Raw genomic sequence first — 21454 nt, 5'->3', positions numbered from 1 at the left:
TGTCCGGGCGGAGTCGTCAATCACGGCGAATATACCAGCCGCATCTCCGCACCGCGACCGGCCGGGCCCGGGCGCGGCTCGGCGGCGAGCTCGATCGCCTCGGCGGGCGTGCCGGCGCTGCGCAGCGCCTGCGCCACCGCCTGGGCGCGCGCGAGGGCGAGCCCCAGATCGCCGCCCGCGCTGTCGCGGAAGCCGGTCACGCGCACGACCGCGCCGCCGCGGCCGGCGGCGAAGCGTGCCACCACCGCGCGTGCCTCCGCCGGCAGCGTGGCCGAGCCCGGCGCGAAGGCGAGCGCCGCCCCCTGCCCCGCCGGCAGTGTCACCGCGGGCGTCGCGCGCGGCGGCGGCAGCGCCGTGCGGTCCACGACCACGGAAGGGTCGGGGGGCGGCGGCGCGGCTGCCGGGACAGGCGCGGCGGGGGGGGTCGCGGCGGCGGGGGCAGGTGTGGCGGCGGGGGCGGGTGCGGCGGCGGACGCTGCGGCTGCCGGGACAGGCGCGGCGGGGGGGGCCGCAGCAGCGGGAACGGGTGCGGCGGCGGGTGCCGCGGCCGGCGGCGGCGCCAGCGCCGCAGCCTGCACCGGCTCCGGGGCGCGGGCCGGGGGTGGTGGCGGGACGGCGTCCGCGCGCGGCTCGGGCGCCGCCGGGGGCGCTGCCGGCGCGGGCTCGGCCGTCCCGGCAGGCCGGGGCGCTCCGGCGATCGGCGGCGGTTGCGGCGCGGGCAGAGGCACCAGCGGCGCGACCATGCCGGGGACCGCGGCACCGTCCTCAGTGGCGCCGAGCGGTGTCGCGGCGGGGGCGGTGAGCGGCGAGCCCGCCGGCGCCGGCGGCGGGGTGACGCCGACCGGCGCCGGCATCACCGGCGGCCCGGCATGGCGCGCGTTCTCGCGGTCGGCGACCAGCGCATCGGCGATGCGCCGGCGCTCCTCGGGCGTGGGCGGCACCGGGCGTTCGGGCACCGTGCCCAGGTTCGGATAGGGCCGATCCGCACCCGGAACCGGCGGCAGCTCGGCCGTCGGGGCGCGGCCCACGGCGGTGCGCGCCCACTCCAGCGGATTGGCGCTCGGCCCGCACGCGGCGAGCATCAGCAGGGCGAGACATGCTCCCCACGCGCGGCCGCAAACCCGCCGCTTCGCTTGATCCCCCCTGCCCGGCGCACTAGGGTCCGCGCACATTTTCCCTCCTCCCGCGCCCGACGCCGAAAGGACGCCCGATTCATGGCAGAGGACAAGGCCGGCCAGGCCTTCAGGATGCCTGACCCCACCCTCCTCTCGCGCAACATGGCCGACATCGCGAGCCGCAGCCAGCGGATCGTGATGGAGTTCCTCAAGCGCCAGGGCGATGCCCGCGTGCCCGGCCTCGACCCGCTCAACATCGGCAGCGCGTTCCTCGAGATGACCGCGCGGATGATGGCGAATCCGGCCAAGCTCGTGCAGGCCCAGATGTCGTTCTGGCAGGACTACATGCTGCTGTGGCAGAACACCGCGCGGCGGCTGATGGGCGAGACCCCCGCCCCCGTGGTGGCGCCGCCGCCCGGCGACCGGCGCTTCAAGCACGAGGACTGGCACGAGAACGAGGTCTTCGACTTCATCAAGCAGTCCTACCTGCTCTCGGCGCGCTACGTGCAGAACGTGGTGAAGGATGTCGACGGGCTGGACGACAAGACCGCGCAGAAGCTCGACTTCTACGCCCGCCAGTTCGTCGATGCGCTGGCCCCCACCAACTTCCTGCTGACCAACCCCGAGGTGCTGCGCCGCACGGTCGAGACCGGCGGCGAGAACCTGGTGCGCGGGCTGAACAACCTGCTCGCCGACCTCGAACGCGGCAAGGGCAAGCTGCACATCAAGATGACCGACTACGAGGCGTTCAAGGTGGGCGAGAACATCGCCACCACGCCGGGTTCGGTGATCTACCAGAACGACCTGATCCAGCTCATCCAGTACGCGCCCTCGACCGAGACCGTACTGAAGCGGCCGCTGCTGATCGTTCCGCCCTGGATCAACAAGTACTACATCCTCGATCTGCGCCCGAAGAACAGCTTCGTGCGCTGGGCGGTGGCGCAGGGCCACACGGTGTTCATGATCTCCTGGGTCAACCCGGACGAGCGGCTCGCCGAGAAGAGCTTCGAGGACTACATGCTGGAGGGTCCGCTCGCCGCGCTGGAGGCGATCGAACAAGCGACCGGCGAGCGCGAGGTGAACGCGATCGGCTACTGCCTGGGCGGCACGCTGCTCGCCTGCACGCTCTCCCACATGGCGGCGAAGGACGATACCCGCATCAGGGCGGCGACCTTCTTCACCACGCTGGTCGATTTCGCCGAGGCCGGCGAGCTCACGGTGTTCATCGACGAGGAGCAGCTCAAGGCGCTCGAGGAGAGCATGCAGCGACGGGGCTATCTCGACGGCAGCGAGATGGCCGCGACCTTCAACATGCTGCGCGCCAACGACCTGATCTGGTCGTTCGTGGTGAACAACTACCTGCTCGGGCAGGAGCCGTTCCCGTTCGACCTGCTGTACTGGAACAGCGACAGCACGCGCATGCCCGCGGCGATGCACAGCTTCTACCTGCGCCGGATGTACCAGGAGAACCGGCTGTCGCAGCCCGGCGGGATCACGCTCGCCGGCACGCCGATCGATCTCGGGCGCATCAGCGTGCCCACCTACATCCTGGCGACGCGCGAGGACCACATCGCGCCCTGGAAGGCGTGCTACAAGGCCACACATCTCTACGCCGGCCGCAAGCGCTTCGTGCTCGCCGCCTCGGGCCACATCGCCGGGGTGGTGAACCCGCCCGATGCCGGCAAGTACAGCCACTGGGTCAACACCGACCTGCCGCCCGATCCCGACGCCTGGCTGGTCGGCGCGACCGAGCTCGCCGGCAGCTGGTGGCCGGACTGGCAGCGCTGGGTCGCGTCGCTGTCGAAGGCGAAGGTCGATGCACGGGTGCCGGGTGACGGCAAGCTCGCGGTGATCGAGCCCGCTCCGGGCAGCTACGTCAAGGTGACGGCGCAGTAGCGGGCCGTCCCGCCGCTCACGGCGTCGGGCCCGCTTCGCGCTCGAGGGCGAGCCTCAGCTCGCGCAGCGCGCGCACGCCCTGGCTCGGCAGCGTGTAGCGTTGCAGCCGGTCGCGCGCGATCTCGGTCTGGAGCGCGGCCGGCGGCACGAGGGCGGCGCGCGCGCCCGGCTCGTCGTTGCGGCGCAGCGCCTGCGAGGCCGCCCAGAGGGCGTCCACCACCTGCTGCGCCGTCGCCTCCGAGGCGAGGCCGGCGGCCGCGCGCACCGCGGGCCGCGCCTCGCGCATCAGCCGCCCAGGCCACTGATCCGACAGGCGGCCCGAGGAGGCCTCGACGGTGGCGATCTCGTAGAGCAGCAGCGCATAGGCCGCGTTGGCGGGCTGGTCCATGAGCTGGTCCGGCCGGGCGACGAGCATGTGATGCGCGGTCTCGCTCGCCTGGAACAGCGTCCCGCCGGTGCCCGGCAGCGCGCCGGGGGGAATCTGCACGGTTTCCACGGGGCCTCCGTCACAGGCTGCGAGGGCGAGCGCGCCGACGAGAGCGATCCGGCGGGGGATCATTCCGCGGCGCGCGAGAGGGCGAGGGCGCGGTACTCGCGCCGGTACTCGGCGGCAAGGGTCGCGTAGTGCGGGGCGGTGTGCTCGAAGAACCGGTCGCCCGGCTTGTCGAGCTTGCGCATGAACTGCGCCGGCGCGCCGGCCCAGAGCTCACCCGGCGGGATCACCTTGCCCGGCGTCAGCACCGCCCCGGCGGCGAGCATGCCGCCCTCCTCGATCACCGCGCCGTCGAGCACGATCGCCCCCATGCCGACGAAGGCGCGGTTTTTCAGCGTGCAGGCGTGGATGATGGCCATGTGCCCGACCGTGACGTCGTCGCCGATCAGGCAGGGGAACTTCTCGCGGTTCACGTGGATCAGCGTGCAGTCCTGGATGTTGGTGCGCGCGCCGATGCGGACGATGTTGACGTCGCCGCGGATGACGCAGTGGAACCAGATGCCGGTGCCCTCGCCGATGTGTACGTCGCCGATTACGGCGGCGGTGGGGGCGATCCAGGCGGTGTCGTGCACCGTGGGGGTGATGCCGCGGAAGGGGTAGAGGGGGGCTTGCATCAAGTTCTCCAAAGTATTGGGGGACCACGCTGGTCCCCCAAACCCCCTGCGGAGATTGCGCCCGCGGCCCGACCAACGGGAGGGGCGCCCTAGCGGGGGGTCCGGGGGGCCAATGGCCCCCCGGGTCTATGCTGCTTTTCTTGCCTGCGTCAGCCCGAACATCACTTCGATGTTCTGCACCGCCGCACCCGAGGCGCCCTTGCCGAGATTGTCCAGCCGCGCCACCAGCACCGCGTGCCGCCGCGCCTCGTTGGCGAACACGCGCAGCTCCAGCAGGTTGGTGCCGTTCAGCGCCTGCGGTTCGAGCTGCGTCGCGCCCTGCGCCGGAACCACGGTCACGTACTCGCAGCCGGCGTAGCGCGCGACCAGCGCGGCCTCGAGGTCCGCCGCCTTCGGTGCACCAGGCAGCGTGTCGAGATGCAGCGGCACGCTGACCAGCATGCCCTGACGGAAATTGCCGACCGAGGGCACGAAGATCGGCCGGCGCGTGAGCCCCGTGTAGCGCACGGTCTCGGGCAGGTGCTTGTGCTCGAGCGTCAGCGCATAGAGCTCGAAAGCGGGCGCGGTGCCGCCCTCGTACGCCTCGATCATCGACCTGCCGCCACCGGAATAGCCGGAGACGGCATTGATCGTGACCGGATAGTCGCGCGGCAGCAGCCCGGCATCGACCAGCGGACGGATCAGCGCGATCGCCCCCGTCGGATAGCAGCCGGGATTGGCCACACGCTTCGCCGCGCGGATCAGCGCGGGCTGGTCGGGCGCGAGTTCCGGGAAGCCGTACACCCAACCCTCGGCCACGCGATGCGCGGTCGAGGCATCGAGAATGCGCGGGCCCCCGTTCGGCAGCCCGGCGGCGAGCGCGACGGCCTCGCGCGCGGCCTCATCGGGCAGGCACAGCACGGCGACATCGGCCTCGGCCATCGCGGCCGCGCGCGCGGCCGGGTCCTTGCGTCGGGCGGGATCGACCTGGATCAGCGCGATCTCGCGTCGGCCCGCGATCCGCTCGCGGATCTGAAGCCCGGTGGTGCCGGCTTCGCCGTCGATGAACACGCGGATCGGGTCCATGGCGTTCTCCTTCGTGACCCCACTGTCGGGGCGGGATGCCCCGGAAAGCAAGAGGGGCGGAACCTTGCGGCTCCGCCCCCATCCTGCATGTCTCTGTTGCAGCGTCGTGTCCGGGCGCGGCGCCTCAGCGCTTCGAGAACTGGAAGCTGCGTCGGGCCTTGGCGCGGCCGTACTTCTTGCGCTCCACCACGCGCGGATCGCGCGTCAGGAACCCCGCCGACTTCAGGATCTTGCGCAGGTCCGGCTCGTAGTTCACCAGCGCGCGGCTGATGCCGTGCCGCACCGCGCCCGCCTGGCCCGAGAGACCGCCGCCGACCACCGTGCAGTAGACGTCGAACTGGTTGTAGCGATCGGCCACCAGGAAAGGCTGCGCGATCAGCATGCGCAGCACCGGCCGGGCGAAGTACTGCTCGGCCGTGCGGCCGTTGATCTCGTACTTGCCGCTGCCGGGCTTCACCCACACGCGCGCCACCGCGTCCTTGCGGCGGCCGGTGGCGTAGGCGCGGCCCTGGGCGTCGCGCTTCGGCTCGCGCTTCGGCGCCTCGGCGGCGACGGTGCCGGCGACCCCGAGATCCTTCAGGTCGGCCAGCGAACGGACGGTCTCGCGACCCGCTTCTGCGCTCATGCTCACGCCACCTTGTTCTTGCGGTTCATCGCCGCGACATCGAGCGGCTTCGGCGACTGGCCCTCATGCGGATGGGCCGTGCCGGCATAGACGTGCAGGTTGCGCATCTGCTGGCGCCCGAGGGGCCCGCGCGTGATCATGCGCTCCACCGCCTTCTCGATCACGCGCTCGGGGTGCTTCGAGCCGAGACGCTGCGCGATCGTGCGGCTCTTGATCCCGCCCGGATAGCCGGTGTGCCAGTAGAACACCTTGTCCTGGGCCTTGTTGCCGGTGACCCGCACCTTCTCGGCGTTCACCACGACGACGTGGTCGCCGCAGTCGACATGCGGGGTGAAGGTGGCCTTGTGCTTGCCGCGCAGGCGCATCGCGATCAGCGAGGCGAGGCGGCCGAGCACCAGCCCGTCGGCGTCGATCAGCCACCAGGTCTTCTGGACCTGGCTCGGCTTCAGCGAGGGTGTGGTCTTCATCATGTCCGATACCATCCGGCGGGACCGTCCCGCGCGAGGCCGGCCTGATACGGCGCATCGGCCGCAAGGTCAAGCGGAAAGCGCGATTTCCGAGAGAGGTAACAGGATACCGCAAGCGCCGGGCCCCCTTCCCGCCGGCCGCGCGGGGCCCTAGCCTCGGCGCGGAACGAGGGGAGACGCATGAGCGACGACACGCCCAAGGGGCTGGCCCGCAACACCTCCAACTACGGCGACCGCGACATGGCGCTCTACCTGCGCCGGTCCTTCATGCTGTCGATGGGCTGGAGCCGCGAGGCGCTGTCCCGCCCCACGGTCGGCATCTGCGACACGGGCTCGGGGCTGAACAACTGCCACCGCCACTTCCCCGAGCTCGTCCGCGCGGTGGAGCGCGGGGTGCTGGCGGCCGGCGGGCTGCCCCTGCCGTTCCCCACCATCAGCGTGTGCGAGCCCTCGCTCAGCCCGTGCTCGATGTACTACCGCAACCTCGCCGCGATCGACACCGAGGAGATGGTGCGCGCCCAGCCGCTCGATGCGGTGGTGCTGCTCGGCGGCTGCGACAAGACCGTGCCGGCGCAGCTGATGGCGGCTGTCAGCGCCAATGTGCCGGCGGTGATGGTGGTCGGCGGGCCGATGATGGCGACCCGGTTCGAGGGCGAGCGCCTCTCGGCCTGCACCGATTGCCGCCGCTTCTGGGCCAAGTTCCGCGCCGGCGAGGTGGATGCGGCGCAGATCGAGCGGATCGAGGGCAATCTCGCCACCACCGCCGGCACCTGCGGCGTGATGGGCACGGCGAGCACGATGGCCTGCATCGCCGAGACGCTCGGCTTCCTGCTGCCGGGCACGGCGGCGATCCCGGCGGTGCACGCGGACCGGATGCGCGCGGCCGAGGCCTCGGGCGCGCTCGCGGTGCAGCTTGCCACGGCGAAGACCCCCATCCGCCCGCGCGCCCTCGTCACCAGGGAGAGCGTCGAGAACGCGCTCCGGGTGCTGCTCGCGCTCTCGGGCTCGACGAATGCGATCGTGCATCTCGCCGCGATCGCGGGGCGCGCCGGGATCACGCTCGACCTGCACCGCCTGAACGCGCTCTCCGATGAGACCCCCGTGCTGGTGGACCTCAAGCCCACGGGCCAGGGCTACATGGAGGACTTCCACGCTGCCGGCGCGATGGGCGCGGTGCTGCGCCGGCTCAAGCCGCTGCTGCACCTCGACACCCCCACCATCGCCGGCGAGACGCTCGGCGAGCGGCTGGCGCGCGACGCGGCGGGCTTCGCCGACCCGGCGGTGATCCGCCCGCTCGACACCCCGATCTCGCCTGTGGGCGGGCTCGTCGCGCTGTTCGGGTCGCTCGCCCCGCGCGGCGCCATCCTCAAGCGCGCCGCGGCCGACCCCTCGCTGTTCGAGACCGAGGCGCGCGCGGTGGTGTTCGAGAGCCTGCCGGACATGGCGGCCCGCATCGACGACCCCGCCCTCGATGTCACGCCCAACGACATCCTGGTGCTGAAGAACGCCGGGCCGAAAGGGGGCTACGGCATGCCAGAGGCGGGCTACCTGCCGATCCCCCGAAAGCTCGCCCGGGCGGGTGTGAAGGACATGATCCGCATCAGCGATGCGCGTATGTCCGGCACCGCCTACGGCACGATCGTGCTGCACATCGCCCCCGAGGCGGCCGAGGGCGGCCCGCTGGCGTTGGTTCAGAACGGCGACCGCATCCGCCTGTCGGTGAAGGAGCGCCGGCTCGACCTGCTGGTGGACGAGGCGACGCTGGCCGCGCGCCGCGCGGCCTGGACACCCCCTGCCCCTGCCGCGCGCGGCTGGGACCTGCTCTGGCAGCGCGAGGTGCTCCAGGCCGACGAGGGGGTCGATTTCGCCTTCCTGCGTTGACCCCCCGCTCGGGCGGGCACACATCTGCGCCGACAAGGAGATCGCCATGCCCGTGCACAACCGCATCGCCGCCTTCCACGACGAGATGACCGCCTGGCGGCGCGACTTCCATGCGCACCCGGAGCTCGCGCTCCAGGAGGTGCGCACCAGCCGCGTGGTCGCCGAGAAGCTGAAGGCGTTCGGCGTCGACGAGATCCACACCGGCATCGCCAAGACCGGCGTGGTCGGCGTGCTGCGCGGCAGCCGGCCGGGCAAGGGCGCGATCGGGCTGCGCGCCGACATGGACGCGCTGCCGATCATGGAGGAGACGGGTGTCCCCTACGCCTCCACCAACCCCGGCGTGATGCATGCCTGCGGGCATGACGGCCACACGACCATGCTGCTGGGTGCAGCCAAATACCTCGCCGAGACGCGCAACTTCGCCGGCACGGTCTATCTGATCTTCCAGCCGGCGGAGGAGATGCACGGCGGCGCCAAGATCATGCTGGACGAAGGGCTGTTCGAGCGCTTTCCGGTGGATCGCGTGTTCGGCCTGCACAACTGGCCGCGCGCGCCGTTCGGCGCGTTCCTCTGGCGCAACGGCCCGGTGATGGCGGCGGTCAGCGGCATCGACATCACGATCACAGGCAAGGGTGCGCATGGCGCGATGCCCAATCTCGGCATCGATCCGGTGCTGGTGGGCGCGCACATCATCACGGCGCTGCAAGGGATCGTGGCGCGCAACCTGGAACCCACGGATGCCGGGGTGGTGTCGATCACCTGGCTGGAGGGCGGCGACGCGCACAACGTCATCCCCGAAGTGGTGCGGCTGCGCGGCACGGCGCGCTGGTTCACGAAGGACGCGGGCGACCTGATCGAGCGGCGCGTGATCGAGACCGCCGAGGGCATCGGCCGTGCCTTCGGCGCGCGGGTGGATGCGAAGTTCAACCGCGCCTATCCCGCCACCGTGAACGAGCCGGAGTCCACCGCGCTCGCGCGCGAGGCGGCGATCGCGGTGCAGGGCGAGGCGCGTGTGGCGGAACTGCCGCGCCCGACCATGGGCGGCGAGGACTTCGCCTTCATGCTCGAGAAGCGGCCGGGCGCCTATCTGATGCTCGGCACCGCGCGCAGCGAGGACGATCCGGCCGTGCACCATCCGAAATACGATTTCAACGACGATGTGCTGCCGATCGGCGCCTCGTGGTTCGCCACCCTGGCGGAACGACTCCTGGTTGAGGGGAAGGGCTCATGAGCGCACTTCATCTCACCGTCGTCTCGGACGCGATCTGCCCCTGGTGCTGGATCGGCAAGCGCCGGCTCGACCAGGCGCTGGCGATCCTCGCCGACCATCAGCCGGATCTCGCCTTCGAGGTCTCGTTCTTCCCGTTCATGCTGAACCCCGACATGCCGGCCGAAGGCGTGGATCGGGCGAGCTACCGCGCAGCCAAGTTCGGCAGCGTCGAGCGGTCGCGCGAGCTCGACGCTCGGGTGGCCGCGGCGGGTGCCGAGTGCGGCCTCGAGTTCCGCCACGACCTGATGACGCGCACGCCCAACACCACCAACGCGCATCGCCTCGCGCGCTTCGCCGCCGAGCAGGACCGCCAGCGCGCGGTGATCGAGGCGACGTTCCGCGCCTATTTCAACGAGGGCCGCGACATCGGCGATGCCGCCGTGCTTGCCGAGATCGGCGCCGCGAGCGGGATGGACCACGACGCCACGCTCGCGCGGCTCCGCTCCGGCGAGGCGGTGGACGAGGTGCGCGCCCAGGCGGCCTCGGCCAGCCGCGCCGGCATCACCGGCGTGCCGTCCTTCGTGCTGAACCGGCATTTCCTGTTCAGCGGCGCGCAGCCGGTCGAGACCATCGCCGATGCCCTGGTCGCGGCGGCGCGCCACCCCGCGATCGCGGCAGCCGGCTAGAGCGGTTTCCACATGAGTGAAAACCGCTCTGGTCATTCCCCGCCAGCATCTTCACGCACACGGCTGAGTCCGGCCGTGTGCGATCTGCCCTAGCCCGCGAAGAACCCCCGCACGCCGTCGAGCGCGATCTGGGCGGCGAGTGCCGCCAGTACCACGCCGAGCACGCGGCTCAGCACATCCGCGCCGGTCTGGCCGAGCAGGCGCATCAGCGGCGTGGCGACGAGCATGGCGGCAAGGGTGACGGCGAGGCCCAGGGCCAGCGCGCCGAACACGGCCGCGAGCGCCGCCGGGTCGTCGCCCGCGCGGCCGCGCAGCAGCACCACGGTGGTCATCGCCCCCGGCCCCGCGATCAGCGGGATCGCCAGCGGAAACACGCTGATGTCGTGGTCGGAGGCCTCGGCCTCGGCACGTTCGCGCTCGGTCGCGCGCAGGCCGGAATGGCGCACCATCACCATGTCGGCGGCGAGCAGGAACAGCAGGATCCCGCCCGCGACCTGGAACGCCGGCAGGCCGATCCCCATCGCGCGCAGCAGGAACTCGCCCGCGATCCCGAACACCACCAGCACCAGGGCGGCGATCCAGGACGCCTTCAGCGCCTGGGCGCGCCGTCGCGCCGGCGTGTCGCGCGGCGTCATGCCGAGGAAGATCGCCGCCGTGCCGGGCGGGTCGAGGATCACCACGAAGGCGACGAAGGCATAGAGGAACAGCTCCAGCACGGCCCGACCCTACACGCCCGATCGGCCGGGCGTCAGGTGCGGGTTGACGGGCGCGCCCCCGCCCCCCACTTCCGGGCGTGGCTCGGGGGTCCGGGCCCCTCTGGCGCACGCCCGTGCGCGATGTCGGACCCCTTCGACATGTGTCGAAGGGATGATCCGATGGAATGGGTTCTGCTCGTCTCGGGGCTGGTAGCGCTGATTCTGGGCGCCGAGGGGCTGGTGCGCGGCGGTGTCGGGCTGGCGCGACGGCTCGGCGTCTCGCCGGCGCTGATCGGTGTGACGATCGTCGCCTGGGGCACCTCCACGCCCGAACTGGTGGTCTCGGTCGATGCCGCGCTGAAGGGCATCGACGGGATCGCGGTCGGCAACGTGGTCGGCTCCAACATCGCCAATGTGCTGCTGATCCTGGGACTCGCGGCGGCGATCACGCCGATCGCGGTCGATCCGCGCGCGGTGCGGCGCGACGTGCTCGCCTCGCTCGGCGCGATCGGGCTGTTCATCGGTGTCGCGCTGACCGCGCCCTTCCTGACGCCGTGGCACGGGGTCGCGTTCCTCGGCCTGCTGGTGATGCTGACCGTGGGCACGTGGCTGCACGACCGCGCCAACGGCACGCCTTCGGCGGCGCTGCATGCGGCCGAGGCCGAGGAGGTGGCCACGGTGCCGCGCAACGCGGCGCTGGCCGCGACGATGGTGCTGGGCGGCGTGGGCCTGCTCGTGCTGGGGGCGCATCTGCTGGTCGAGGCGGCGGTGACGATCGCGCGCGGCTTCGGCGTCTCGGAGGTGGTGATCGGGCTGACGCTGGTCGCCGTCGGCACCTCGCTGCCCGAGCTCGTCACCAGCCTGGTCGCGGCACTCCGCCGCCACAGCGACGTCGCCTTGGGCAACGTGCTGGGCTCGAACGTCTACAACATCCTCGCGATCCTGGGTGTGGCGAGCCTGGTCGCGCCGGTCTCGATCCCGGCGCCGATCGCGCGGACCGACATGTGGGTGATGCTGGCGGCTGCCGTGGCGGTGATGCCGGCGATGCTCGCGGGCAAGGTGGGACGGGCGCTCGCGCTGGGGATGCTCGCCGGCTATGCCGCCTACATCGCCCTGCTGGTGCGGGGCTAGGCTTTCCCGGCGCGCATCTTCACCCGATCAGGTGAACCCACCTGATCGGGATCTGCGCTAGCTGCCCACCTTCAGCGTCGAGACGAGCCCGCGCAGGCAGGCGAGCAGACTGAGCGGGGTGATCTTCCCCGTGCGCGGGTTCTCCTCCGACGGCACGTTCTCGATCGTCATCGTCAGCCGCACCGTGTCGGCCTCGACCTTCACGGTGTGGGTGTTGCGCGTGACGGTGGGGTCGGCCCAGATCTCGAGCGTGGTGCGGTCCGGGCCGATGCCAGCGAGGGCAAGGGCGGCGGCGACGTTCACATTGGCCGGGAAGCCCTTCGCCCCCTCGCGCGCCGAGCCGGCGAAGATGCGCGTGGGCTCGGTGATCGCCAGCACGTCGATGCCGTGCTGGTCGAGATAGGGGGCGCCCGCGAGGCCGCGCGGCGGCTTGCGCGTGACCAGCGTGACGCTCTCCACCTGCCCCTCGGCGGCCGCACGCACGGCATCCAGCCCGAGCAGCGCGCCCGTCGGCACGATGATCCGCCCGCCCGCCACCTTGGCCTGATCGACCAGGTGCATGCGCGGCAGCAGCGCGCCCGCCGACGACACCACCGCGATCCGCCCGCGCGAGACCGCGGGGCCGACGATCTCCTCGAACACGGCGGCCGGCGCGGCCTCGACCACGATGTCGGCGCGCTCGGCGAGTTCGCCCAGACCGACGATCGCGGGCGGCGCCCTGAACCCCGCGAGATTGGCCGCCGCCTTGGCGCGGTCGCGGGCCGAGACGGCCGTCAGGCGCAGCCCCTCCACCCCGGCATCCAGCGCCTGCGCCAGTTTCAGGCCGATCGCCCCCAGCCCGCCGATCGCCACAGTCAGCATTGCTCAACCTCTCGCGCTATACCTTCGGTTGCATGTCCAGCCGGAAGGACCCGTCCATGTCGGTGCTCCCCCAACCCCCGCATGGGGGTGATCGCGTGATCGCCTTCATCGACTTCGTCAAGTCGCTGCGCTGGCCGGCGGTGGCGGTGCTGCTGCTGGTGCTGCTGCTCGACCCGATCCGCACGAGCATCCAGGCGCTGCACGGCCAGGGGGATGGCGCGTCGGTGGTGCGGCTCGGTAACCTCCCGCTGCGTGTCAGCGCGCAGACGCTGCCGCAGCCGAACGAGGAGATCGTGCGCGCGGTCGCGGCGATGGATGCCGACGTGCTGCGCACCTTCCTGGACATGGACCAGAACGCGATCTATTGCGGCAGCCTGGATGCCGAGTACCGCGCCGGGATGCGCCGGCTCGCCCATCTTGGGCTGGTCGAGGCGCGCTCCGACCCCGCGCGGCCGTCCGACTGCCGCGACTATGCGGTGATGACCGAGCTCGGCAAGCGGGTGGAGACCTACCTGATCAGCGTGATGGTGGGGATGCTGAAGGGCTGATCACACCACCGGGCTGCGTCCGCCATCCACGTTGATCGCGGTGCCGGTGACGTAGCCCGCCGCGTCGGACGCAAGGAAGCAGGCGACGTTCGCGAACTCCTCGGCGGTACCGAGCCGGCCGAGCGGCACGGCAGCGCCCTGCTCGGCGCACCACTGCTCCCAGGTGATGGTGCGCTTCTCGGCGGCGTGGCGGCGCACCCATTGCGCGCTCTCGATGATGCCGACCAGCAGCGCGTTCACCAGGATGCCCCTGGGTGCGCCTTCGTTCGCCAGCACCTTGGTCAGCGCCATGCCGGCCGCGCGGCTGACCGCGGTCGGCGCGCCCTCGGCCGGCGGGGCCTTCGCGCCGATGTTCAGCACGTTGAGGATGCGCCCCCAGCGCCGCTCAGCCATCCCCGGCCAGGCGAGCCGGGCGAGGCGGATCGCGGCGAACAGCTTCAGGTCGAGATCGGCCTGCCACTCGGCATCGGTGATGGCAGGGAACGGTCCGCGCTTCGAGGTGCCGGCGTTGTTCACCAGGATGTCGATCCCGCCGAGCGCGGCCTCGGCCTTGGGCCAGGTGGCGGCGATCGCGTCCGCGTTCGCGACGTCGCAGGGCAACGCCACGATCGTGCGCCCGGGCGCCGCCGCGCGCACCGAGGCGGCGGCCGCCTCCAGCACGTCCGGCCGGCGCGCGAGCATCGCGACATCGGCGCCCGAGGCCGCGAAGCGGCGCGCCATGGCGAGGCCGAGCCCTTCGGAGGCGCCGGTGATGAGCGCGCGGCGGCCGGCAAGGCTGATGTTCATGCGGGGATCCGGGAAAGAATGGGGCGACCAACGGGACTCGAACCCGTGACATCCAGGACCACAACCTGGCGCTCTACCAACTGAGCTATGGCCGCCGCCGAGGGCCGCGTTCCTACGCCCGCCACCCTCACGCCGTCAACGCCCGCGGCGCCTCGGCCCCGCGCGCGGCGAAGGTCGTGCGCATCCGCCGCAGGGCCTCGTCCAGTGTGGCGTCGTGCTTGCAGAAGGCGAAGCGCGCGTAGTGGCGCGGCGCGGTCGCGGCATCGGCATAGAAGGCGCTGACCGGGATCGCCGTCACCTTCGCGGTCTCGGTGAGCCAGCGGCAGAACGCCACATCGTCGCCGGCGAAGCCGAGCGGGCGGAAATCCGTGGTGATGAAGTAGGTGCCCTTCGCCTCCAGCACGCCGAAGCCGAGCGCGGCGAGCCCGGCCGAGAGACGGTCGCGCTTGGCCGCGAGCCCGTCGGCGAGACCCTGGAAATAGGCATCGTCCCTGGCGAGCCCCACCGCCACCGCGCGCTGGAGATTCGGCGGCGTGGTGAAGGTGAGCAGCTGGTGCGCCTTGGCGATGGTCTGCGCCAGCGCCTTGGGTGCGGTGACGTAGCCGACCTTCCAGCCGGTCAGGCTGAAGGTCTTGCCCGCACTGCCGATGCGCGCGCAGCGCTCGCGCATCCCCGGCAGGCTCATCAGCGGGATGTGGCGCCAACCGTCGAAGGTGAGGTGCTCGTAGACCTCGTCGCACACCGCGTAGGCGTCGTGCTTCTGGAGCAGGTCGGCGATGAAGGCGAGCTCGGCCGCGGTGAACACCTTGCTGCATGGGTTCTGCGGCGTGTTCATCAGGATCGCCTTGGTGCGCGGCCCGAAGGCGGCGGCGAGGGGGCCGCGCGGCAGCTCCCATTTCGGCGGCTCGAGCCGCACGAGCTTCGGCACCGCGCCCAGCATACGCACGACCGGCAGGTAGGTGTCGTAGAGCGGCTCGATCAGCACCACCTCGTCGCCCGGATCGAGCAGCGCCATCAGGCAGGCGGTGATCGCCTCGGTCGCCCCCGAGGTGACGACGACCTCCGAGGCCGGATCGACCTCGATCCCCCAGAAGCGCCGGTTCGCCGCGGCGACGGCGGCGCGCAGCTCCGGCAGGCCGGTCATCGGCGGGTACTGGTTGCGCCCGTCCAGCAGCGCATCGGCGGCGGCGCGGCGCACATCCGCCGGACCGTCCTCGTCCGGAAAGCCCTGGCCGAGATTGACCGCGCCGTGCTGCACCGCGAGCGCGGACATGACGGTGAAGATCGTGGTGCCCGTGTTCGCGAGCAGGGTGTTGTGCGGCTTCATCGCGCTGGCGGCATCCCCCCGGATCGAAGGCGCGACTATGGCGGCGCCCCGAAGCGCACGCAAGGACTGCCCAGAATTTGGGCAGATGCACCTGATCCTTGCCCGCCCCGGGGCGATCGGTGTCGGGCCGCCTATCTTGCCCGAGGCGGCCTTGCCGCGGCGGCACAACCCGTGCAAGTAACCGATGCAAGGCAGGAATGCGCCACGCGAGGGCGCGCGCGGGTCAGGCGGCGGACGAGGCGGATGAAGAAGATCGAGGCCATCATCAAGCCCTTCAAGCTCGACGAGGTGAAGGAGGCGCTGCACGAGGTCGGGCTGCAGGGCATCACCGTGGTCGAGGCGAAGGGATTCGGCCGCCAGAAAGGCCATACCGAGCTCTACCGCGGCGCCGAGTACGTGGTCGATTTCCTGCCCAAGGTGAAGATCGAGGTCGTCTGCCAGGACAACCTGGTCGATCGCGCGATCGAGGCGATCATGAACGCGGCGCGCACGGGCCGGATCGGCGACGGCAAGATCTTCGTCACCACGGTCGAGGAGGCGATCCGCATCCGCACCGGCGAGCGCGGCGAGGAGGCGATCTAGCCGCCCGTCGGCTCATCCACAGATTTCGGCCCGCCCCGTGCATGGGGCGGGGCGTCGCCGGGCGGCTGCTCCGCTCGGCCGTCATCGATCGGGCCTGATCCGGGCCCGGTCACCTACCGATAGACACGGCAGACACACAGGAAGGGGACCATGGCTGCTAAGCCCGAAGTCAAGAAAGTGCTCGAGATGATGAAGGAGCACTCGGTCGAGTACGTTGATCTGCGCTTCACCGATCCGCGCGGGAAGTGGCAGCACACGGCCCAGCACGTCAGCACGATCGACGAGGACGTGTTCACCGACGGCATCATGTTCGACGGCTCCTCGATCGCCGGCTGGAAGGCGATCAACGAGTCCGACATGATCCTGATGCCGGATGCCGCAACGGCGGTGATGGACCCGTTCGCGGCCAAGCCGTCCCTGATCCTGTTCTGCGACATCATCGAGCCCTCCACCGGCCAGCTCTACGGGCGTGACCCGCGCGGCACGGCGAAGAAGGCGGAGGCCTATCTCGCCTCGACGGGGATCGGCGACACGGCGTATTTCGGCCCCGAGGCCGAGTTCTTCGTGTTCGACAACGTGAAGTTCGGCACCGGCGGCAACTACGGCATCTACCAGCTCGACAGCATCGAGGGGCCGCAGGCCAGCCTGAAGGACTACCCCGAGGGCAACATGGGCCACCGGCCCGTGGTGAAGGGCGGCTACTTCCCGGTGCCGCCGGTGGACAGCGAGAGCGACCTGCGCGCCGAGATGCTCTCCACCATGGGCGAGATGGGCGTGGTCATCGAGAAGCACCACCACGAGGTGGCGCAGTCCCAGCACGAGCTCGGGATGAAGTTCAATACGCTGGTGACGATGGCCGACCAGATGCAGATCTACAAGTACTGCATCCACAACGTCGCCCACAGCTACGGCAAGACGGCGACGTTCATGCCGAAGCCGATCTACGGCGACAACGGCTCGGGCATGCATGTGCACCAGTCGATCTGGAAGAAGGGCAAGCCGACCTTCGCCGGCAACGGCTATGCCGACCTGTCCGAGACGGCGCTCTACTACATCGGCGGCATCATCAAGCACGCCAAGGCGCTGAACGCCTTCACCAACCCCTCGACCAACTCCTACAAGCGCCTGATCCCGGGCTTCGAGGCGCCGGTGCTGCTCGCCTACTCCGCGCGCAACCGCTCGGCCTCCTGCCGCATCCCGTATGCGACCAGCCCGAAGGCCAAGCGCGTCGAGGTGCGCTTCCCCGACCCGACCGCCAATCCGTATCTCGCCTTCGCGGCGATGCTGATGGCGGGGCTGGACGGGATCCAGAACCGGATCCATCCGGGCGATGCGATGGACAAGGACCTCTACGACCTGCCGCCCGAGGAGCTGAAGGGCATCCCGACGGTGTGCGGCTCGCTGCGCGAGGCCTTGCAGTCGCTCGAGGCGGACCACGAGTTCCTGCTGAAGGGCGACGTGTTCAACGCCGACCAGATCGAGGCCTATATCGCGCTGAAGTGGACCGAGGTGTACCGCTTCGAGCACACGCCGCACCCGGTCGAGTTCGAGATGTACTACTCCGTCTGAGTCGCGACGGAGCGAACGCGTGTCGGAACGCCCGCCGCAAGGCGGGCGTTTTCCGTTCGGCTCCCGCGCGGCCGCGCGTCACCGTGGGTCTCGGCTTGACATAAGCCGCCGGCATTTTCATTGTTTTCTCGCAACATCATGAGTGGCCCACGCGCGCCGGACCCATGGAATCGGAGCGCGAGATCGCGCGCGAAATCATCACCCTGGAGCGCGGGCTCTGCGCACGGCAGTTCGCGCGTGGCGCGTTCTTCATCGGCGCGGTGGACATGGCCGCCCTCGAACGGCACGCGCACCGGCTCCGTCTCCTGCCGTCCTCCCTCCCCCGCTTCTCGCCCGCCGATGCGGTGGCGCTGATCGACGCCGGCAGCGGCATCTGCGAGGTCTGGGTCGCGCCGGCCTTCGCGAATTACCGCGGCGCCTACTTCGCCGCCCATCGGACGATGTTCGACAGTCGCGGCGGCCGCCTGTTCGGCGACCTCCACGTGGACCACATCCATGCCCGCGCGGCGGCGCTCGAGGCGAAGCTCCGCTATGTGCGCGTGGCGGCGGTCAGCGCCTCGGTGAACACCGGCCGTGGCTGGATCGAGGCGTATTGCGCCGCTCCGGTCGACAAGGCGCTCGGCTTGGTGGCGGGGAACGTGATCGACCTGATGAAGCTCCTCGACGTGCCGTTCCTCGCCTCGGCGCAGGACTCCCCCTCGGTCGCCTGCGAGGGCGCGGCCTGCTTCATGGCAGCGTCCGCGTTCGAGCAAGGCCACTTCAAGGGAACCCGGTTGGCCGACAAGCCGTCGCAACTGCTGACCCTGGCCCCGGTGGCGATGGGTCGCATCCTCGGGCGGCGCGCCGGATGAGGGTGCGGGCGGTGGCGCGCGCGCATCGCCCCCCGGCTCAGCCCTCCGGCGTCGCCCCGCTCTCGATCACGAGCGGCGCCCAGGCCGCGACCTCGCTGCGCACGAAGTCCTGCGCCTCGTCGAGGAAGCGCTTGATCGGCAGCGTCGCCGTCGCCTCGAACCGCTCCATCACCGCGGTCTGCGCCTGGGCGTGGCGGATCGCGTCCGCGATGCGCTCCTGGATCGGGCGCGGCGTGCCGGCCGGCGCGCAGATCCCCGCCCAGCCATCGGCGAGGATGTCGAGCCCGGTCTCGCGGAAGGTCGGGATCGTGTCGAAGCCGGTGATGCGCGCCGCGCTGCTGATCGCAAGCGGGCGGAGCCGCTCGCCGCGGATATGCACGGACGCCGCGGTAAGACTGTCGATCGTCGCCGGCACGGTGCCGGCGATCGCGTCCATCGCCGCCTGCGCGCCGCCGCGATAGGGCACGTGCAGCAGCGGCACGCCGGCGAGCTTCGCCATGCGCAGGATGATCAGGTGGTTCACCGAGCCGATGCCGGAGGAAGCGACTTCGACGCCGTGCACGCGCCGCCGCGCCTCGGCGAGGAACCCGGCCATGTCGCGCGCCGGGAAGGACGGATTGACCAGCAGCAGATAGGGCGTGCCGAACACGATCGCGATGTGCGCGAAGCTCGTATCGGCGTTCCAGCGGATGCGGCCGCGGTAGAGCGTCGAGCCGACCGCAAGCCCCGAGATCGTCGAGAACAGCAGCGTGTAGCCGTCGGGCGCGGCCATCGCCGCGATGCCGGTGCCGACGGTCGCGGCCCCGCCCGCGCGGTTGTCCACCACCACGGGCTGCCCGAGGAAGGCGCCCATCGGCTCGGCCATCAGCCGGGCGATGATGTCGGTCGAGCCGCCCGGGCCGAACGGGACGATCAGCCGGATCGGCTGGGTCGGCCACGGCGCCTGCGCCAGCGCCGGCGCGGCGAGCGTCGCGGCGGAGGCGGCCAACAGGGTGCGGCGGCGCAGGGCGGAGGGCATCGGCGGCTCCTTCGCGGCAGTGAGGCTGGGACGATGCAACAAGGCGCGGGCCTGCAACAAGTCCCTCAGTCCGGGCGATCAGGGCACCCGCGCGGCGAGGAAACGCAGGATCGTCTCGGCGACGCGCGGCCAGCCCGCATCCAGCATCATCGCGTGGCCGAGACCGTCCATCGTGGCGTGCTCGGCGCCGTGCAGCCAAGCCGTGCGCAGCAGCGCATCCGCCGGCACCAGCGGATCATCCCCCGCGCCCACCACCAGCGCCGGCACGCCGAGCAGCCGGGCCGAGGCCACCGGGCGCGGCCACTGCGCCTCGGCGAGCGCGCGCAGGCTCTCGGACTGCAGCCGCGCAATGTAGCCCCAGGCGAGATGATCCGGCAGCGCATCGGAGAACAGGGCACTCCTGAGCCGCACCGGCGAGATGCCGCCGGCATCTGCCCAGGGCATGCGCGCGACCTCCTGCCACAGCACCGGATCGGTGAAGGCGAGGCGCCAGTTCGCGCCCGCCAGCCCCTCGGGCGTGACGGTGGCGAGCAAAACGAGGCCCCGGATGCGCGGATCGCCGAGCAGCATCTGCGCGACCAGCCCGCCGAGCGAGTGCCCGACCAGCACCACCGGCCCGCCGAGCGCCGCGATCGCCTGGCGCGCATCGAGCACATAGTCGAGCAGGCCGAGGCCGTGCAGCGTCTCGCGGCCGATGCTCGCGCCGTGGCCGCGGAACGACAGCGCCGCCGTGCGCCACCCCGAGGCGGCCAGCGCGCCCATCAGGTGCTCCGCCCACATCCAGGCCCCGCCGGCCGCGCCATGCAGGAACAGCACCGTCACGGGATGCTGATTGTCGGTGCCGGCGCGCAGCAGTTCGAGCCCGCGCACGGGCCCGGGGGCCGGCTGCTCGCGCCGGCGGAACGGGATGACCTCGGATGGCGCCATGGCGTGCTCCGCCGCCGAGCCTGGACCGGCCAGGCCCGGCGGCGCAACTCTCACGCGGCGGCGTGGCTCAGTTGCGGCTCTTGTCCACCAGCGCGTTCTTCTTGATCCAGGGCATCATGGCGCGGAGCTTCTCGCCGACCTGCTCGATCGGGTGCTCGGCGAGCTTGCGGCGCGTGGCCTTGAACGACGCCTGGTTGACCTTGTTCTCCAGCATCCAGTCGCGCGCGAAGCGGCCCGACTGGATGTCGGCCAGCACGCGCTTCATCTCGGCCTTGGTCGCGTCCGTGATGATGCGGGGGCCGGTGACATACTCGCCGTACTCGGCCGTGTTGCTGATCGAGTAGTTCATGTTGGCGATGCCGCCCTCGTAGATCAGGTCGACGATCAGCTTCACCTCGTGCAGGCACTCGAAATAGGCCATCTCGGGGGCGTAACCCGCCTCGACCAGCGTCTCGTAGCCGGCCTTGATGAGCTCGACGAGGCCGCCGCAGAGCACCACCTGCTCGCCGAACAGGTCGGTCTCGCACTCCTCCTTGAACGTGGTCTCGATGATGCCGGCGCGCCCACCGCCGATGGCGGATGCATAGGAGAGGCCGAGCTCCAGCGCGTTGCCGGAGGCGTTCTGCGCGACCGCGACCAGGCAGGGCACGCCGCCGCCGCGCTGATACTCCGAGCGCACGGTGTGGCCGGGGCCCTTGGGCGCGACCATCAGCACGTCCATGTCGGCGCGCGGCTCGATCAGGTTGAAGTGCACGTTGAGCCCGTGCGCGAACATCAGCGCCGAGCCCTCCTTCATGTTCGGCCCGAGCTTCTCGCGGTAGAGATCGCCCTGGCCCTCATCCGGGGTCAGCACCATCACCACATCGGCCCACTTCGCCGCATCCGCCGGGTCCATCACCTTGAACCCCGCGGCTTCGGCCTTGGCGACGCCGGCCGAGCCCTTGCGCAGGCCCACCACGACCTCGGCCACACCGCTGTCCTTGAGGTTGTTGGCGTGGGCGTGGCCCTGGCTGCCGTAGCCGATGATCGTGACCTTCTTCCCCTTGATCAGGTTCACGTCGGCGTCGCGGTCGTAGTAGACGCGCATGGGCGTTGTCCTCTGTCGAT

The 21454-nt window shown here is 71.2% G+C and carries 22 protein-coding genes and 1 tRNA gene; 9 read left to right on the top strand and 14 right to left on the bottom strand.

What is annotated here, in order from left to right; translation table 11 throughout:
- Positions 1-20: 20 nt before the first annotated feature.
- A complete protein-coding gene (locus F563_RS23990) occupies positions 21-1082 on the bottom strand; it encodes an OmpA family protein (protein WP_019014987.1) in 1062 nt (353 codons plus the stop codon).
- 132 nt (positions 1083-1214) lie between these two features.
- Between F563_RS23990 and F563_RS0112330 the strand changes: the two genes are divergently transcribed.
- Positions 1215-3011, top strand: a complete 1797-nt coding sequence (locus tag F563_RS0112330; protein WP_019014986.1) for a PHA/PHB synthase family protein — start codon at positions 1215-1217, stop codon at positions 3009-3011.
- Positions 3012-3027: 16 nt separating this feature from the next.
- Here the strand turns inward: F563_RS0112330 and F563_RS0112325 are convergent, their stop codons facing one another.
- The 5 genes from F563_RS0112325 to rplM form a co-directional block, all read right to left on the bottom strand.
- Positions 3028-3507, bottom strand: a complete 480-nt coding sequence (locus F563_RS0112325) for a hypothetical protein (RefSeq protein ID WP_019014985.1) — start codon at positions 3505-3507, stop codon at positions 3028-3030.
- 59 nt (positions 3508-3566) lie between these two features.
- Entirely contained in the window at positions 3567-4118 is a 552-nt protein-coding gene (locus F563_RS0112320) for a gamma carbonic anhydrase family protein (protein ID WP_019014984.1), read from the bottom strand.
- 126 nt (positions 4119-4244) lie between these two features.
- Positions 4245-5183, bottom strand: coding sequence for an N-acetyl-gamma-glutamyl-phosphate reductase (argC, locus tag F563_RS0112315; RefSeq protein ID WP_019014983.1), 939 nt, complete (start codon positions 5181-5183; stop codon positions 4245-4247).
- A gap of 124 nt (positions 5184-5307) precedes the next feature.
- Positions 5308-5808 carry a 30S ribosomal protein S9 gene (gene rpsI, locus F563_RS0112310; RefSeq protein ID WP_019014982.1) on the bottom strand — a complete coding sequence of 167 codons (501 nt, stop codon included), beginning with the start codon at positions 5806-5808 and terminating at the stop codon, positions 5308-5310.
- A gap of 2 nt (positions 5809-5810) precedes the next feature.
- Positions 5811-6275 carry a 50S ribosomal protein L13 gene (gene rplM / locus F563_RS0112305; protein ID WP_026299537.1) on the bottom strand — a complete coding sequence of 155 codons (465 nt, stop codon included), beginning with the start codon at positions 6273-6275 and terminating at the stop codon, positions 5811-5813.
- 180 nt (positions 6276-6455) lie between these two features.
- Here rplM and F563_RS0112300 point away from each other — a divergent pair, with 180 nt between their 5' ends.
- From F563_RS0112300 to F563_RS22440, 3 genes are read left to right on the top strand one after another with little or no spacing between them, the layout of a single operon-like run.
- Positions 6456-8156 (top strand): dihydroxy-acid dehydratase, encoded by a 1701-nt coding sequence (locus F563_RS0112300; protein WP_019014980.1) that lies wholly within the window; start codon positions 6456-6458, stop codon positions 8154-8156.
- A gap of 46 nt (positions 8157-8202) precedes the next feature.
- Positions 8203-9387, top strand: coding sequence for a M20 aminoacylase family protein (locus F563_RS0112295; RefSeq protein WP_019014979.1), 1185 nt, complete (start codon positions 8203-8205; stop codon positions 9385-9387).
- Complete coding sequence (locus tag F563_RS22440; RefSeq protein WP_019014978.1) at positions 9384-10052, top strand: DsbA family oxidoreductase; 669 nt, start codon at positions 9384-9386, stop codon at positions 10050-10052. The genes F563_RS0112295 and F563_RS22440 overlap by 4 nt, the downstream gene beginning before the upstream one ends.
- Positions 10053-10141: 89 nt before the next feature.
- On the opposite strand, the gene F563_RS0112285 is transcribed toward F563_RS22440, so the two are convergent.
- Positions 10142-10768, bottom strand: coding sequence for a MarC family protein (locus F563_RS0112285; RefSeq protein WP_019014977.1), 627 nt, complete (start codon positions 10766-10768; stop codon positions 10142-10144).
- Between the two features lie 159 nt (positions 10769-10927).
- On the opposite strand from F563_RS0112285, the gene F563_RS0112280 reads away from it, so the two are divergent.
- A complete protein-coding gene (locus F563_RS0112280) occupies positions 10928-11878 on the top strand; it encodes a calcium/sodium antiporter (RefSeq protein WP_019014976.1) in 951 nt (316 codons plus the stop codon).
- 57 nt (positions 11879-11935) lie between these two features.
- Here F563_RS0112280 and F563_RS0112275 read toward each other — a convergent pair whose 3' ends face one another.
- Positions 11936-12739 (bottom strand): aspartate dehydrogenase, encoded by an 804-nt coding sequence (locus tag F563_RS0112275; RefSeq protein ID WP_019014975.1) that lies wholly within the window; start codon positions 12737-12739, stop codon positions 11936-11938.
- A 56-nt stretch (positions 12740-12795) separates the two neighbouring features.
- Here F563_RS0112275 and F563_RS0112270 point away from each other — a divergent pair, with 56 nt between their 5' ends.
- On the top strand, positions 12796-13287 hold the full coding sequence (locus tag F563_RS0112270; RefSeq protein ID WP_026299536.1) for a hypothetical protein: 492 nt from the start codon (positions 12796-12798) through the stop codon (positions 13285-13287).
- On the opposite strand, the gene F563_RS0112265 is transcribed toward F563_RS0112270, so the two are convergent.
- From F563_RS0112265 to F563_RS0112255, 3 genes are all read right to left on the bottom strand, one after another.
- Positions 13288-14073, bottom strand: coding sequence for an SDR family NAD(P)-dependent oxidoreductase (locus tag F563_RS0112265; RefSeq protein ID WP_019014973.1), 786 nt, complete (start codon positions 14071-14073; stop codon positions 13288-13290).
- Positions 14074-14092: 19 nt separating this feature from the next.
- Positions 14093-14168, bottom strand: a tRNA-His gene (locus tag F563_RS0112260).
- A 32-nt stretch (positions 14169-14200) separates the two neighbouring features.
- Entirely contained in the window at positions 14201-15400 is a 1200-nt protein-coding gene (locus tag F563_RS0112255) for an aminotransferase (RefSeq protein WP_019014972.1), read from the bottom strand.
- A 243-nt stretch (positions 15401-15643) separates the two neighbouring features.
- On the opposite strand from F563_RS0112255, the gene F563_RS0112250 reads away from it, so the two are divergent.
- From F563_RS0112250 to F563_RS0112240, 3 genes are all read left to right on the top strand, one after another.
- Complete coding sequence (locus tag F563_RS0112250) at positions 15644-15982, top strand: P-II family nitrogen regulator (RefSeq protein WP_019014971.1); 339 nt, start codon at positions 15644-15646, stop codon at positions 15980-15982.
- 150 nt (positions 15983-16132) lie between these two features.
- Complete coding sequence (gene glnA, locus F563_RS0112245; RefSeq protein WP_026299535.1) at positions 16133-17551, top strand: type I glutamate--ammonia ligase; 1419 nt, start codon at positions 16133-16135, stop codon at positions 17549-17551.
- A 164-nt stretch (positions 17552-17715) separates the two neighbouring features.
- Entirely contained in the window at positions 17716-18402 is a 687-nt protein-coding gene (locus F563_RS0112240; protein WP_019014969.1) for a hypothetical protein, read from the top strand.
- Between the two features lie 37 nt (positions 18403-18439).
- Here F563_RS0112240 and F563_RS0112235 read toward each other — a convergent pair whose 3' ends face one another.
- The 3 genes from F563_RS0112235 to ilvC all read right to left on the bottom strand — a co-directional run bounded on the left by F563_RS0112235 (position 18440) and on the right by ilvC (position 21434).
- A complete protein-coding gene (locus F563_RS0112235; RefSeq protein ID WP_019014968.1) occupies positions 18440-19420 on the bottom strand; it encodes a Bug family tripartite tricarboxylate transporter substrate binding protein in 981 nt (326 codons plus the stop codon).
- 78 nt (positions 19421-19498) lie between these two features.
- Positions 19499-20347, bottom strand: a complete 849-nt coding sequence (locus tag F563_RS0112230) for an alpha/beta hydrolase (protein ID WP_019014967.1) — start codon at positions 20345-20347, stop codon at positions 19499-19501.
- Positions 20348-20414: 67 nt separating this feature from the next.
- Entirely contained in the window at positions 20415-21434 is a 1020-nt protein-coding gene (gene ilvC / locus F563_RS0112225; RefSeq protein ID WP_019014966.1) for a ketol-acid reductoisomerase, read from the bottom strand.
- Positions 21435-21454: the final 20 nt, after the last annotated feature.

The organism is Elioraea tepidiphila DSM 17972 (assembly GCF_000378465.1).
GTDB classification, from domain to species: domain Bacteria; phylum Pseudomonadota; class Alphaproteobacteria; order Acetobacterales; family Acetobacteraceae; genus Elioraea; species Elioraea tepidiphila.
Note: the sequence above shows the minus strand (reverse complement) of the source record. Positions and strands in the feature narration are given on the sequence as shown.

Bases quoted from the DNA above. Each gene is read 5' to 3' on its own strand.
- rplM (WP_026299537.1), bottom strand. From the start codon at position 6,275: ATGAAGACCACACCCTCGCTGAAGCCGAGCCAGGTCCAGAAGACCTGG.
- F563_RS0112300 (WP_019014980.1), top strand. From the start codon at position 6,456: ATGAGCGACGACACGCCCAAGGGGCTGGCCCGCAACACCTCCAACTAC.
- F563_RS0112265 (WP_019014973.1), bottom strand. From the start codon at position 14,073: ATGAACATCAGCCTTGCCGGCCGCCGCGCGCTCATCACCGGCGCCTCC.
- ilvC (WP_019014966.1), bottom strand. From the start codon at position 21,434: ATGCGCGTCTACTACGACCGCGACGCCGACGTGAACCTGATCAAGGGG.
- argC (WP_019014983.1), bottom strand. From the start codon at position 5,183: ATGGACCCGATCCGCGTGTTCATCGACGGCGAAGCCGGCACCACCGGG.
- glnA (WP_026299535.1), top strand. From the start codon at position 16,133: ATGGCTGCTAAGCCCGAAGTCAAGAAAGTGCTCGAGATGATGAAGGAG.
- F563_RS0112320 (WP_019014984.1), bottom strand. From the start codon at position 4,118: ATGCAAGCCCCCCTCTACCCCTTCCGCGGCATCACCCCCACGGTGCAC.
- F563_RS0112255 (WP_019014972.1), bottom strand. From the start codon at position 15,400: ATGAAGCCGCACAACACCCTGCTCGCGAACACGGGCACCACGATCTTC.
- F563_RS0112230 (WP_019014967.1), bottom strand. From the start codon at position 20,347: ATGGCGCCATCCGAGGTCATCCCGTTCCGCCGGCGCGAGCAGCCGGCC.
- F563_RS0112235 (WP_019014968.1), bottom strand. From the start codon at position 19,420: ATGCCCTCCGCCCTGCGCCGCCGCACCCTGTTGGCCGCCTCCGCCGCG.
- F563_RS0112330 (WP_019014986.1), top strand. From the start codon at position 1,215: ATGGCAGAGGACAAGGCCGGCCAGGCCTTCAGGATGCCTGACCCCACC.
- F563_RS0112295 (WP_019014979.1), top strand. From the start codon at position 8,203: ATGCCCGTGCACAACCGCATCGCCGCCTTCCACGACGAGATGACCGCC.
- F563_RS0112270 (WP_026299536.1), top strand. From the start codon at position 12,796: ATGTCGGTGCTCCCCCAACCCCCGCATGGGGGTGATCGCGTGATCGCC.
- F563_RS0112250 (WP_019014971.1), top strand. From the start codon at position 15,644: ATGAAGAAGATCGAGGCCATCATCAAGCCCTTCAAGCTCGACGAGGTG.
- F563_RS0112275 (WP_019014975.1), bottom strand. From the start codon at position 12,739: ATGCTGACTGTGGCGATCGGCGGGCTGGGGGCGATCGGCCTGAAACTG.
- F563_RS0112240 (WP_019014969.1), top strand. From the start codon at position 17,716: ATGGAATCGGAGCGCGAGATCGCGCGCGAAATCATCACCCTGGAGCGC.
- F563_RS22440 (WP_019014978.1), top strand. From the start codon at position 9,384: ATGAGCGCACTTCATCTCACCGTCGTCTCGGACGCGATCTGCCCCTGG.
- F563_RS23990 (WP_019014987.1), bottom strand. From the start codon at position 1,082: ATGCTCGCCGCGTGCGGGCCGAGCGCCAATCCGCTGGAGTGGGCGCGC.
- F563_RS0112280 (WP_019014976.1), top strand. From the start codon at position 10,928: ATGGAATGGGTTCTGCTCGTCTCGGGGCTGGTAGCGCTGATTCTGGGC.
- rpsI (WP_019014982.1), bottom strand. From the start codon at position 5,808: ATGAGCGCAGAAGCGGGTCGCGAGACCGTCCGTTCGCTGGCCGACCTG.